At 63.3% G+C, this 12,757-nt stretch carries 14 protein-coding genes; 6 read left to right on the forward strand and 8 right to left on the reverse strand.

What is annotated here, in order from left to right:
- From AC4FWB_RS13020 to AC4FWB_RS13035, 4 genes are all read right to left on the reverse strand, one after another.
- Positions 1–1,029 (reverse strand): histone deacetylase family protein, encoded by a 1,029-nt coding sequence (locus AC4FWB_RS13020; protein ID WP_491026455.1) that lies wholly within the window; start codon positions 1,027–1,029, stop codon positions 1–3.
- Positions 1,026–1,523: a GNAT family N-acetyltransferase gene (locus AC4FWB_RS13025; RefSeq protein ID WP_491026456.1), complete on the reverse strand. Its 498-nt coding sequence runs from the start codon at positions 1,521–1,523 to the stop codon at positions 1,026–1,028. Before AC4FWB_RS13025 ends, AC4FWB_RS13020 begins: the two co-directional genes overlap by 4 nt.
- 225 nt (positions 1,524–1,748) lie before the next feature.
- The gene (locus AC4FWB_RS13030; RefSeq protein ID WP_491026458.1) at positions 1,749–3,131 is read right to left on the reverse strand and encodes an aminotransferase family protein; all 1,383 of its coding nucleotides are present in this window, start codon (positions 3,129–3,131) and stop codon (positions 1,749–1,751) included.
- A gap of 1 nt (position 3,132) precedes the next feature.
- A complete protein-coding gene (locus AC4FWB_RS13035) occupies positions 3,133–4,773 on the reverse strand; it encodes a N,N-dimethylformamidase beta subunit family domain-containing protein (RefSeq protein WP_491026459.1) in 1,641 nt (546 codons plus the stop codon).
- A gap of 145 nt (positions 4,774–4,918) precedes the next feature.
- Between AC4FWB_RS13035 and AC4FWB_RS13040 the strand changes: the two genes are divergently transcribed.
- The 3 genes from AC4FWB_RS13040 to AC4FWB_RS13050 all read left to right on the forward strand — a co-directional run bounded on the left by AC4FWB_RS13040 (position 4,919) and on the right by AC4FWB_RS13050 (position 6,191).
- Positions 4,919–5,167, forward strand: coding sequence for a ParB N-terminal domain-containing protein (locus AC4FWB_RS13040; RefSeq protein WP_059189249.1), 249 nt, complete (start codon positions 4,919–4,921; stop codon positions 5,165–5,167).
- A gap of 129 nt (positions 5,168–5,296) precedes the next feature.
- The gene (locus tag AC4FWB_RS13045; protein ID WP_491026460.1) at positions 5,297–5,692 is read left to right on the forward strand and encodes a GFA family protein; all 396 of its coding nucleotides are present in this window, start codon (positions 5,297–5,299) and stop codon (positions 5,690–5,692) included.
- A 286-nt stretch (positions 5,693–5,978) separates the two neighbouring features.
- Positions 5,979–6,191, forward strand: coding sequence for a hypothetical protein (locus AC4FWB_RS13050; RefSeq protein ID WP_491026462.1), 213 nt, complete (start codon positions 5,979–5,981; stop codon positions 6,189–6,191).
- Positions 6,192–6,209: 18 nt separating this feature from the next.
- On the opposite strand, the gene AC4FWB_RS13055 is transcribed toward AC4FWB_RS13050, so the two are convergent.
- The gene (locus AC4FWB_RS13055) at positions 6,210–7,115 is read right to left on the reverse strand and encodes a hypothetical protein (RefSeq protein WP_491026464.1); all 906 of its coding nucleotides are present in this window, start codon (positions 7,113–7,115) and stop codon (positions 6,210–6,212) included.
- A 187-nt stretch (positions 7,116–7,302) separates the two neighbouring features.
- On the opposite strand from AC4FWB_RS13055, the gene AC4FWB_RS13060 reads away from it, so the two are divergent.
- The gene (locus AC4FWB_RS13060; protein ID WP_491026466.1) at positions 7,303–8,175 is read left to right on the forward strand and encodes an undecaprenyl-diphosphate phosphatase; all 873 of its coding nucleotides are present in this window, start codon (positions 7,303–7,305) and stop codon (positions 8,173–8,175) included.
- Between the two features lie 56 nt (positions 8,176–8,231).
- The gene (locus tag AC4FWB_RS13065) at positions 8,232–9,023 is read left to right on the forward strand and encodes a phosphodiester glycosidase family protein (RefSeq protein WP_491026467.1); all 792 of its coding nucleotides are present in this window, start codon (positions 8,232–8,234) and stop codon (positions 9,021–9,023) included.
- Positions 9,024–9,068: 45 nt separating this feature from the next.
- On the opposite strand, the gene AC4FWB_RS13070 is transcribed toward AC4FWB_RS13065, so the two are convergent.
- Positions 9,069–10,040 carry a Tim44 domain-containing protein gene (locus tag AC4FWB_RS13070; RefSeq protein WP_491026469.1) on the reverse strand — a complete coding sequence of 324 codons (972 nt, stop codon included), beginning with the start codon at positions 10,038–10,040 and terminating at the stop codon, positions 9,069–9,071.
- 294 nt (positions 10,041–10,334) lie between these two features.
- Between AC4FWB_RS13070 and AC4FWB_RS13075 the strand changes: the two genes are divergently transcribed.
- Positions 10,335–11,516, forward strand: a complete 1,182-nt coding sequence (locus AC4FWB_RS13075) for a GH25 family lysozyme (protein WP_491026470.1) — start codon at positions 10,335–10,337, stop codon at positions 11,514–11,516.
- Positions 11,517–11,715: 199 nt separating this feature from the next.
- Here the strand turns inward: AC4FWB_RS13075 and AC4FWB_RS13080 are convergent, their stop codons facing one another.
- Positions 11,716–12,087, reverse strand: a complete 372-nt coding sequence (locus tag AC4FWB_RS13080) for a VOC family protein (protein WP_491026471.1) — start codon at positions 12,085–12,087, stop codon at positions 11,716–11,718.
- Between the two features lie 6 nt (positions 12,088–12,093).
- Positions 12,094–12,690 carry a DUF8453 domain-containing protein gene (locus AC4FWB_RS13085; RefSeq protein WP_491026473.1) on the reverse strand — a complete coding sequence of 199 codons (597 nt, stop codon included), beginning with the start codon at positions 12,688–12,690 and terminating at the stop codon, positions 12,094–12,096.
- Between the last annotated feature and the right edge of the window lie 67 nt (positions 12,691–12,757).

Raw genomic sequence — 12,757 nt, forward strand, 5'->3', positions numbered from 1 at the left:
CTATCCCTGCTTGCCGCCGAAGCCGATCAGGAAAGCGGTGAGGTTGTCGCCCAGCGCATCGCACAGATAGCCGCCTTCCTGGACGATCACCGTCGGCAGGGCGAGATCGGCTATCGCCTCGCCGATGCGCGAGAAGCCTGGCGTCGTCACCGACAGGCCGCCGAACGGGTCGCCCTCGAAGGCATCGAGCCCGAGCGCCACGACCAACGCATCGGGAACGAAAGCGTGGATGCGCCGGAAGGCTGAGGCCAGCGCTTCGAGAAATGCTGCGTCGCCGGACTTGCGCGGCAGCGGCAGGTTGAAATTGTAGCCCAGACCCGGCCCTTCGCCGCGCTCGTCGGCATGGCCCCAGAAGAACGGGTAGAAGCGCACCGGATCGGCGTGCAGCGAGACGGTGAGCACATCGGGCCTCGCGTAGAAGATTCCTTGCGTGCCATTGCCGTGATGCAGGTCGACATCGAGGATCGCGACGCGCGCTGCCTGTCTGCGCAGCACCTGCGCGGCGACCGCCGAATTGTTGATGAAGCAGAAGCCGCCCGCGACATCGGCGAAGGCATGATGACCCGGCGGTCGGCAGAGCGCATAGGCGGAAGGCGCGCCGGCCATCACCGCTTCGGCGGCTTCGACCGCGCTCCAGGCGCTCCACAGCGCGCTGTTCCAGGTCTCGGCCGAGATCGGGCAGGCGGTGTCGGCCATGTGATAGCCGGCCTGGCCGACCGCCGAAGCCGGATAGGAGCCGTTGCGGGCGATCGGGTGGATATTCGGAATGACCTCTGCCGAGGCGCCTTCGATACGCTGCCAGCGGGCGAAGATGTGCTCGAGGAAGTCGAGATATTCGGGCGTGTGCACGGCGGCGATTGGCCCGAGGCCATAGTCCTTCGGCCGTTCGATCGTCAAACCGGCCGATCTTGCGCCAGCTAACAATCTTTCGACGCGCTCCGGCTTCTCCGGGTTGGGTTGCGGCGCGCCGCTGGAAAGGAAGGCCGTTGGGTCGTGGCGCTTCTGTTCCTCGGCGTAGAAGGCTTTCATCGTTCTTCCTCCGGCGCATCGGCAAAGGCGAAGAAGGCCTCGCCGACGATCTTTTGCACCTGCTCGTAGCTCGACCAGCCGATGCCGAGCTTCTCATAGAAGGCCTTGGCGATCTCGTTGTCGGTATCGACGGAGAGTCTGAGATAGACACCGCCCGCTAAGCGGCATTCCCTCGCCACGCGCCGCAGCAGTTTCTCGCCGATCCGGCGGCCGCGAAAGCGGTCCTCGACATAGAGGTCCTGCACGAAGACGCCGGGCCGGCCCATCCAGGTCGAGAAGATCGGGAAGTGCAGGCAAAGGCCGGCGAACTCGCCGTCGATCTCGGCTATCAGGGTCGAGAAGGCGGGTTTTTCGCCGAAGCCGTAGCGCCGGAGATCGTCGGGAGTGGAGGTGATTTCCTGATGCGCGCCGATATGGGTGCCGAGGCGCAGCAGGGCGGCATGGATGGTCTCGACGTCGTCGATGCGGCCGGGGCGAAGAATAATTGCGCTCACGACAAGTACGGCGCCCAGGCGCCCCCCTCTGTCCTGCCGGACATCTCCCCCACTTGGGGGGAGATCGGACGTCGCGCCGGCTTTCGCCAATTACCGAGGGTGCCGAAAGCGCGCTGCCATTGAAGCCGCCAATCTCCCCCCTTGAGGGGGAGATGGCCGGCAGGCCAGAGGGGGGCGCGAAGGAACACCATCATCTCAGATTGGCTATCTCAACCCGACCATCCCTCAGCCTTCCACCGGCAAGTCTAGCTCCGCAGCCAGCGCCTCCAGCGAGTCCCCAATGATGGCGATCATCTCGCCGATCTGCTCGCGCGTGATGATCATCGGCGGCGCCACCATGAAATTGTCGCCGTCGACGCCGCCCTTGACCTTGCGGCCGTAGATGATCAGGCCGCGCGCATAGGCGTGATCGAGCAGGCGCTGGGTTGCCTTGCGGGTGGGTTCGATGGGCTTCAGCGTCTCCGGATCGGCCAGCATTTCCACGCCAAGGAGCAATCCCTTGCCGCGCACGTCGGCCATGAAAGGGAAGCGTTTCGCCAGTCCTCTCAGCTCTTCGATCAGCACATCGCCCATGGCCGCGGCATTGGCGATGAGATCGAGCCGGTCCATCTCGCCGAGCACCGCAAGGCCGGCCGCGCAGGCGAGCGGGTTGCCGGCATAGGTGTGGCCGTGCTGGAAGCCGCCGGAAGCCAGCAGTGGCTCGACCAGCCGCATGGGAGCCGCCAGCGCGCCGAGCGGTGCGTAGCCCGAGCCCAACCCCTTCGACAGCGCGACGATGTCCGGCTTGCAGTTCCAATGGTCGCCGCCAAGGAATTTGCCGGTGCGGCCGGCGCCGCTCATCACTTCGTCATGGATAAGCAGAATGCCGTAGCGGTCGCAGATCTCGCGGATGCGCGGATAGTAACTGTCGGGCGCGACAAGCGCTGCCGTCGCAGCACCCCCGACCGGCTCCATGATGAAGGCGAGCACGCTTTCCGGGCCCTCGGCTTGGATCTTTTCCTCCAGCATGTCGGCGTAGCGGATGCCACGCTGCTCCATCGAGAGGTTGTCGCGGTCGCGCCAGGCAGTCGGTGCCGGCACCATTGGCATCACCCGCATCATCGGCGTGAAGGTTTCGGCCAGCGCGTCGTCGCCGGTGACGGCAAGCGAGCCGAGCGTGCCGCCATGATAGGAGGGGAAGCGGGTGATCACCTTCCAGCGCTTGGGCTGGCCGGTGGCGACCGCCCATTGCCGGGCAAGCTTGATGCAGGATTCGGTTGCCTCGGAACCGCCGGAGACGAAGAAGATGCGGTCCATGCCCTCCGGCAGTTTCCCGGCCAGTGCCCGCGCCAGCTCTTCGGCCGGCTCGTTTTCGAAATGCAGCCGGTAGGCGAAGGTGGTCTTGTCCATCTGCCGCTTCATGGCGTCCAGCACGTTGCGGTTGGAATGGCCGATGTTGGCGACCATCGGCCCGCTCGACCCGTCGATGAAGCGGCGGCCGTCCTTGGTCCAGAAATAGATGCCTTCGGCGCGGTCGACGAGCGGCCGGCGCAGGTTGGCAAGATAGAACAGATGCGACGGCCGCCGCTCTTCTGTCTGAGATGAGGGCTGCGCTTCCAGTTTCGGCATGTCAGGACTTTCCGAGATAGCGGTCGAGAACATTTTTGGTCACGCGTTCGACCATCGCGTCCTGCCTTAGCAGGCCGGCGACCCATTCGCAGCTTCCAGCATGGAAGACCTCGCCCTTGCCGCGCGGGAAATTGACGATCATGCCGTTGCCGCGCTTGACCTTGTCGAGATTGGCGTCGCTGGCCTCGCCGAACAGCGTTTCGGCGGTGAAGCGCCCGTCCTCGTCGGTGAGGAACTGGTCCTCGATCGGGATGTCGGCGCTTTCCTCGACCTGGCTCGCCATGCCGACCGCCAGAACCTGCAAGCCGTCCGGCGCGCCGCTGGTTGCGGTCGGGTAGGGCAAGCCGCCGCGGATCTCAAAGTCCAGCCCGTCGACCTCGTAGCCATAGACATGGCTGTCGGCACCGAGCAGGTCGCCATAGTAAATGCCAGCGCCGGCGAAGGCCCAATGGTCGGGGCGGTAGACCGGGAAGCCGCGTACGCCGCGCGGCGCGCAGCCGCCCCAGCCGGCATAGACGCCCCTGGTCGCGTTGAGGCCGAAGGTGGCGCTGCCCGGACGGTCGATCTCCGGCGCCTCCCAGGAATTGGTGGCTCGGGTGATGTCGCCGCCGCGATAGGCGGGGTCCTCGGCGCGGGCCTTGTATTTATAGCAGACCTGGCGGCGGCCCTGGTCCTCCAGCCGCGTCTGCCACATGAAGTTGCCGGCGAAGCGCGCCGCATGGCCGCCGCGCTCGACATAGTGGTCGACTGCGTCGCGCATCTCCCAGGTCCAGTATTCGTCATGGCCGACGAAGACGACGCAATCGTAGCCGTCGAGGATTTCGGGCGAGAAATGCAAATCGTGCTGGCTGGCGAGGTCGACCGCATAGCCGCCGCGCTCGGCGAAGCGGAAGAAATGGCTGTCGTAGCTCGCCCAGCCGGAAGAGGCGTATTTCTTCGAATGCCCGGTGGCAAAAGCCCATTCCATGTGCGGATAGCGCGGCACCGTCTTCGGCGGCACCGCGACTTCCAGCGGCACGCGCGGCGCCTCCTTCGGCAGCACGACGAAGCCCCGGCACCAGGGGCGCTGCGTCGACACCATCGTCGCGTATTGGTCGCGGTTCGGACCGGTGATGCCCTGATAATGGTTGGAGCCGCCCCAGGTGTTGTAGGCGAGCCAAGTGCCGGTCGCGGCGACCTGCAGCAGGCGGCCGGGTTTTTTACCGGGCAGGGGCGCGACGATGAAGAGATGGTGGCTGTGGATCGTCTTGCCGTCCCGGCCTTCGGCCGAAAGGGTGGCGCGATAGGCGCCCGACGGCCAGTCGTCGCCGATGCTGAATTCGAACGAGGCCTCCCAGCCGCAGCCCTCGACGGAGCATTGGTCGGGCGTGTCCTGCCAGCGTGCCGACAGGCCGGTTTTCTCGAAGACCTTGGTTTCAACGCTGCCGTCGCGGACGATGACGATGTCGAATTGCGGCGCCGTCGAGCTGACATGCAGCACCACGGTCTCGGCCGGCCGATACGAAAAGCGGTCGCTGTAGCACCAGATCTCGCCCCTTGAGCCATCCATGCCCGGCCATTCGTAGTAATGGCCGCGCACCGCCTCGCGGCGCTGCTCGGGCGTCAGCCCGAAATCGGGGAATTCGGTAGGCAGTTGCGTCAATGAACACCTGAAACCAAGACGGCCGCCATTGAGACGATTGGCCGGCCAAGCGTCAAATGGAAACAATCGGGCCAGCGAGCGCTTGGCCATATCCGGCAAACCAACTATTTCATTCTGAAGCGATGGTTCAACGCCGGGAGCGGACATGCTGCGCGTGCAAAAGGTCAAGGTCGACGACATCTACGTGCCAACGGCGCGCCGCAAGACGCTGCATCCCGAGACAGTGCGCCATCTCGCCGAAGACATCCTCGAGAACGGCATGAAGACGCCGATCCAGGTACGTCACGACGGCAAGCGCCATGTCCTGGTCGAAGGGCTGCATCGGCTCGAGGCCGCCAAATGGCTCGGCGAAACCGAGATCGACGCCTACCTCGTCCAGGCCCGGCGCCACTGAGCCATCCCATTTATTGCTACGTCGGCGCCTGCATCACGACAACCGATCGCGTCCCATCAAAGCTTTTCAATTGACGCTGAGATGGCGACCGCTACTACCGTGGCCAACTCCACAAAGCAGGTGCTTTCAATGACGAAATACCAGGGCGGATGCCTGTGCGGCGCGGTGCGCTATCGCGCCGAGGCCGAGCCGATCAACGAGCGCGTCTGTCATTGCCGGATCTGCCAGAAGGCGATCGGGGCCGCCTTCAACGCGCGGCTCCTGTTCCGCATCGACGATGTGACCGTCGAAGGGCCTTTGGCGACGGTCAATTCCTCGCCGGACCTCAAGCGCGGCTTCTGTCCCGCCTGCGGCACGACGATGTTTTCGCGGCGCGACTCCAGAGGCATTCTCGGCGTCACGTCCGGTTCGCTCGACGATCCGTCCGTGTTCAAGCCCGACATGCATTTCTGGACGGCGTCCATGCAGCCCTGGGTGCGGCTCGATGACGGCCTGCCGCAATATGAAGGCGCTCCGCCGACCTAGCCCTCTCCCTTCTCCCCTTGTGGGAGAAGGTGGATCGGCGCGCAGCGCCGAGACGGATGAGGGGTGTTCCAGCTTGGCAAATGCTTGGAATTGCCGCCGTCCCGTTTCTTCCAGCACCCCTCATCCGTCGCCTTCGGCGACACCTTCTCCCACAAGGGGAGAAGGTTAAGGCCTGCACAAAAATTTCATCTTCGATTCACGAGATAGCCGGCAAAGCGTCATTGGCGGGCCATCATTGGCTGCCTATCTAAGCGCCATGCGGGAAGGCATCGCGAGGAGGCGACGGATGAGCGAGAGCATCAACACCCTGGACGAGCTTTTGAACGACCCGATGATCCAACTCGTGATGGAACGCGACCGCGTGCGCCCGGCGGAACTCCGCATGCTCTTGGAAAAAGCGCGCGACAGGGCCGCCGACGATTCCCGGATCGACCAGCCTATGGTGCCGCCGGCCCATGTCGTGGCCAGGAGCTGCCTGACGCAATGGCTGTACCGCTAGAGCCGCGCCCTCTTTCCATCAGCTCGAATACGCCGGCAAATAGCTATAATGACTGCGGAAATAGGCAATCTTGAAACCGAGCCGCGCGTAGTTGCGGTAGGCCGGACCGTCGCGGTCGGGGTGCGGCGCCTCGATATCGGCGACGAACAGTTTCGCGCCGGCGGCGATGCCGTCGCGTACCAGCCTTTCGCCAAGCACAGCGTCGAGATCGAAGCTTGGCGCCATGATGCCGGGCACCGGCGCGTCGATGCCGCTCCAGGCGGCGCCGTCTGAGATGAACAGTGAGCGCACCGCGGCCACCGCGCCATCTCGTTTCAGCATATAGTGACGCCAGCCTTTGCGGCCGACCAGCGCCAGGAGCCAGGGCGAAGTGGGCAGCCTGTATTTGGCGTCGATGAAGGACGCCCATTCCGGAGCCGTTTTGGGCGTGACCTCCTCGACCGACAGATCGTCGGCTGGGAAGAGCGGTTCGGCCGGCAGCGGGGTCGCATCGCGAAAGATGCGTTCCCAGCCGCTCTGATGCTGCAGCCCGCGCGCTTCCAGCCAGCATCTCAGCCGCGACGGCTCGGTATGCGGACTGGTGTAGAACCATGGCCGCAAGATGCCGGCCGCGCGGTAATGTGCCAGCAGCGCATCGAGCTGGGCCTCCGAAGCCGGTGCCTCGACGCCGATGTTCTTCACGCAGTTGAAGTGGATGAACGGGATCGTCGCGCAGGTGGTCCAGACAAGATCGCCGTCACGGGCGATCGACAGGCCGTGCCTGGCGGCGAAATCCGCGGGCGCGGCGTCATAGAGGTCGAGCCAGGCATTGACCTCGGCGCGCTCGATGGCGCGGCTCAGATCGCGCGAGACGTCCTCGATCGCGATTTCCGGCAGATGCGGTTCCGGCGGCGGCTCTAGCTCCCAGAGGGCGGCGGTCGACATGATGGTCCTCCTCCGATCTGCCTTACAGCGTAAGATTAGCGGATGATAATATGGAGACACCCATTGTCAAGCAGGATTAGCGGCACCTTACAAATCCGTGAGTTGGATTCCCGGTATCGCGCGGATAAGGCTGTCGTTGAGGGGCTTTGCGAATGACGATGCACTTTGTTCTGGGGAAAGGATCGGGATGACTGACGTCTGCACGCAGGGACTGGACACCGGCTTTGTCGGCCTGGGCTATGCCAAGGTGGCATTTCTCGGCATCGTGCAAGGCATCACCGAATTGCTGCCGATCTCTTCGACGGCGCATATGCGCGTCGTGCCCGCCGTGCTCGGCTGGCAGGATCCCGGCTCCGCCTTCTCGGCCGCCATGCAGCTTGCGGCATTGGCGGCGGTCGTCAGCTATTTCTGGAGCGATATCAGGGATGTCGCGATGGGGTCGCTGTCGGCGCTCGCGCGCCGCGATTTCGCCAACCGCTACTTTCGCCTGGCGATCGGCATCGTGCTTGCGACCGTTCCGATCGTCATTGCCGGGCTCGCGCTTTCCAGTGTTCTCAATGCCTGCAATTCGCCGCTGCGAGGGCTGGCCGTGATCGGCTGGGCCTGCATCGTCATGGCCGTGCTTCTGGCGCTTTCCGAAATCTATGCCCGCCACAGGCTGACCCTCGAAAAAGTGTCCGTGCTCGACGCCTTGCTGGTCGGCGTCGCCCAGGTCGGCGCCCTCATTCCCGGCGTGTCACGCTCGGGTTCGACGCTGACGGCGGCGCTGGGTCTTGGCTATGCCCGGCCGGAGGCGGCGCGGCTCTCCTTCCTGCTCGGCCTGCCGGCGATCGCGCTTGCCGGCCTGAAAGAGCTTTGGGAACTGCACAAGATTCATCTTGGCGCCTATGGCTGGTCGGTCCTGGGTGTCGGCCTCGTCGTCGCCTCGATCTCGGCCTTCTTCGCCATATGGGGGCTGATGCGGGTGCTCGAGCGCTTTTCCGCCTGGCCCTTCGTCATCTATCGCGGCCTGCTTGGCATCGTGCTTCTGATCGGCGTCGCCGTCGGCTGGTTGAGCTAGAGGCTTTCACCGAATCCGCTATACCGGCACCCTGAACCTTCGCTTCGGGTGCGCTGATGGATCTTGCGACGCTGCTGCAATCGGTGCCCTTGCTGGCGACGCTGGTGAAATTGGCGCTGCCGACCGCTGTCGGCGCGGGCTTAGGCGCCGGTCAGTGGCTGGCGGCGCTGCCGCCGTGCCGCGACCTCAGCTTCGAAAGGGCGAGCTATCTCGTCTGCGAGACCGATCCGAAGCATTTTTCGATCGAGCTGTTCTGGAAGAACAAGGACGGCGAGCTCTACCGCTCGCTACACAATCTTCGCACCGCCGAGCAGGCCGCCGGCCGCACCATGCTGTTCGGCATGAATGCGGGCATGTATCATCCCAACCTCGCGCCGGTCGGGCTCTATGTCGAGCAGGGACAACAGATCACGCCGGCGAAGACCGGGGCCGGCACCGGTAACTTTTCCATGCAGCCGAACGGCATCTTTTATCTCGGCGACGGCAAGGCAGGCGTTCGCGCGACGAAGGACTTTTTGAAGCGTTCGCCGCGCGTGGATTACGCAACCCAGTCCGGGCCGATGCTGGTCATCGACGGCAAGCTGCATCCGAAATTCCAGGCCGGCAGCCCATCGCGAAAGATCCGCGACGGCGTCGGCGTGCGGGCCGATGGGGTTGCCGTCTTCGCCATCTCGAACGACGTCGTGACCTTCCATGAATTCGCGCGCCTGTTCCGCGACGAGCTCGGCTGCCCGAACGCGCTGTTCCTCGATGGCTCCATATCCAGCTTGTACGCGCCGGCCATCGGCCGCAACGACGATTTCTGGAATCTTGGGCCGATGATCGGGGTGTTCAGGCGAGGTCGGTAGGCACCGCCGTAGGGTACCGCGACGCGGATAGCGCCGCGATTGTGTTTAGTTGGACGCGTCCTGAATCGCGGACAACAGCCACGGCCCTCCGGCCTCACGGGTGAAGGTCCACAACTCGGTCGCTTCGACCGGATTTTTCGGATCGCCCTTTTCGACGGCGCCGGTCTGGCGGTTGCGCATGACATCGATGGCCGACCAGCGCATTGCCGCGGTGGCGTAGTCGCGCGAGCCCTCTCGCCACGCCTCCGCAATATCGGCTTCCAGCAGCTCAAGATTTGTCACATCGTTCTTGAGGCCATGGGTGGCGTTGTCCGCCAGCTCTTCAGAAAGGTAGGAAACCATCTCGGGCGTCGTCAGCCTTCGCAATCCCTGGTGATCCTCGCGACTGAATGCGGCCTGCACGTCGCCGAGGATATTTTCGAACGCGTCCCGATCGGTATCCGTGATGCCGATTTCGTCAGCGCCGGATGAGCCGGCCGCGCCCAAACCCGTGATGCGGGATGGGTAGCTGGGCTGCGCGCCTCCCCAGTCTTGCCGGCCGAAGGGAAGGCCCGAGCTTCTCATATTGGCCGGCGCGGCATTGTCGCGGCTGAAAAACCGCATCGCCAGCATGATGAGGCCGCCGATGAGCAGCAGCTGGAAGATGAAGCTCAGGCCGCCGCCGATGCCGCCGAATCCGTGGCCGAGCATCATGCCGAACAGGCCGTTGAAGAGGAGCCCTCCGACCAGACCGCCGACAAGGCCGCCACCAAAACCGTTCCAGAACCCCGGGCGCGCCTGACCTGGAAACGACTGCGCCGGCGGGATCGACTGGGTGGTGTTGGGCGTCATCGAGCGCCTTACAGGCGCTGTGTATGGCGCGGTGTTCGTCGGGGCCGGGGCCTGGAAAGTCCTGCTGCCACGGCTGCCGAAACTGCCGCCCATGCGCGCCTCGGCGGTGCCGACAGACACGCTTCCGAGCGCCATCAGCAGGATCAGGAAGATCGACGCAACTTTGATCGTCCGTGATTTTGACATTGGTTACAATCCTTTGGTCGGAGCGTTTCAACGCATCTAGCGAGCCCCTATATGGGTACGAATTGGGGCAGGGTTAGACCCTGGCTTTCAAGACGTCGGTTGTGTCGGGGTGCGCAACTTTCCGATCAGGTCCGCGGCTTCCCGGTTTCACGGCGGCGCGGCCGGTCGCGAATCGCTTCCCCGGACCAAAAGTAAATTTTGATTCAAACTTTGTTGGTAATTTCTCATTAGGAAAGGGGCTTCCGGCGGCGCCGTTCCTGCCTTCGGTCTGTTTTGTTTTGCGTACAGGTCAAGATGCGGAATCTTAGCGTCGTCAGTTTCGTGCTCGCATCGCTTTGCCTTGCAGGCTGCTCGTCTACGTCCGGCGTCGATGCCCTGCAGATGCCGTCCAACGAGACGACGAGTTCCGTGGTCAGGCCTAGTGCGCCTGTCGCCAAGGCGATGAAGACGGCCGACGCCGAGACCACCGTCGAAACCGCGTCGATGACGGGCGCTGCGCGCTTCAGGCCGCCGGCGCCGCTGCTTGACGACCAGGGCGCGGGTCTTGATCAAGAAAATTCGCGCCCCGGCGACGAGAATGCGCGCCCCGGCGACGAGAATTCGCGCCTTGACGACGAGAATTCGCGTCCTTTCGGCCTGGCCGAGGAAGAGACGGTGGCGTTCCCCGCTCAGGATCTGCCGGACAGGGTCGAGCCGCCGGTTCAAGAGGCGGCGCTGGTGTCGACGCCGAAGCGGCTGTCGCGCGCGGCACCGGCGATGCTCGCGAGCCCGGTCACCCGCTATGCCTTCCGCGATGCCAAGCCGATCAATTTCGGCCGCGCCTCGCCGCGGCACCTTGCCGTCCACGGCGTCGACGTCTCGCGCTGGCAGGGCAACATCAACTGGGAAAAGCTGCGCGCCCAGGGCGCCAACTTCGCCTATATCAAGGCGACCGACGGTGGCGACCATCTCGATCCGATGTTCAGGGCGAACTGGCGCGGCGCCGACGCCGCCGGGCTGAAGCGCGGCGCCTATCATTTCTTCTACTGGTGCCGCACCGCCGGCGAGCAGGCCGACTGGTTCATCCGCAACGTGCCGCGGGTCGAGGGCGCGCTGCCGCCGGTGATCGATGTCGAGTGGAACGGCGACTCCTCCTGCAAGCGCCGGCCTTCACGCGAAAAAGTGCTGGAGAAGATGCAGGTGTTCATGGACAAGCTGGAGCGGTACTACGGCCAGCGACCCATCATCTACACCAGCCCCGACTTCTATCGCGACAACCTGCGCGGCGCCTTCCTCGACTATCCGTTCTGGCTGCGCGCTGTGGCGGCGCATCCGTCAAAGGTCTATCCGGGCCGCAGATGGCTGTTCTGGCAGTATTCCGGCTCCGGCCTGTCGCATGGGGTGAGGGGACGCATCGACCTCAACGTCTTCCATGGCGACGAGCGGCAATGGCGCAACTGGCTGGGCGGCGGGCAGATGGTGGCGGATGCGGATTGAGCGCATCTTCCCTTCTCCCCTTGTGGGAGAAGGTGGCCGCGAAGCGGCCGGATGAGGGGTGTTCCAGCTTGGCGCAGACCTTCGCCAGTGTTGGACGCTGCGATGGATCGCCGACGTCTCACTCCGCTGGACCACCCCTCATCCGTCTCGGCGCTGCGCGCCGATCCACCTTCTCCCACAAGGGGAGAAGGAGAGGGCGCTAGGCCTCGTTGATCATCGCCTCGATGTTGTAGCCATCGGGATCGAGCACGAAGCAGGCGTAGTAGTTCGCGCCATAGTCCGGACGCGGCCCGGGCGCGCCATTGTCCGCGGCGCCCGCCTCAAGCGCGGCCCGGTAGAACGCATCTACCTCTGCCTTGCCCTTCACACGGAAGGCGACATGCAGACGGGTGAGCGGCGGCTTCTCGCCCGTGCTCTGGATCTCGAACAGGCAGCCATTGCCGACATCGAAGGCCCAGAACACGCCTTCCTTGCCGAAGGAGAGGCGATACCCCAACGGCACAAACGCCCTTTCGTAGAAGAGCTTGCTCTTGGCGAGGTCGCTCACTTCGATGGTGATGTGGTCGATCATCGTGGCCTATAGCTGCTTCGATTTTGCCAGTTGATCGAGCGATTTGGCTATTTTTTCGAGCTGCTCAGGCATTCTCTTTTGGCCCGACGTGTAAAAGTATGCTCTGAGGTCTACAGCGAAATTTTCAATATATTCACGTGTTCCATACTTATATGAAGCTTGGATAGCGAATTTATCCGGCGTAATAACTTTTCCGTCGACTTCTCTGCCAACTTCTGGGCCAGTGCAAAGATCGATCCAGAAGCCATCTCCCGGCGCAAGCGTCGGTAGCGTGTTTTTAAAAATGTACATATCAGCAATATTCTTTGATTCTCCTCTGGTTTCGCCAAATCGATAGAAGTCCTTATCAATAGATAATTTTACGTCCTCCGCCGGCGATGACCCGTTATTCCATATGCGGGCGACAAAAATCGTATGATGGTGAATTTCGATGTTGAAGGAAATTATCGGTCTCGTTTGAACTTCAATCTGCTTCTGAACTTCGGTCACCATCATTCTATTTGACTTTGCTATATTATACGTAAGCCAAGCGTATATACCGGTAATAAATACCAAGATTGCGGTGAGGATATCGGTTGGACTTAAATTAAGTGAGGTTGCCACGATTCCATCCAATCAACGCTAGCGGCTCGGCGGGATGTTCTTGCGCCTCTGTTTTTGTTTTGTTCCT

The organism is Mesorhizobium sp. LEGMi-168a, assembly GCF_058312955.1.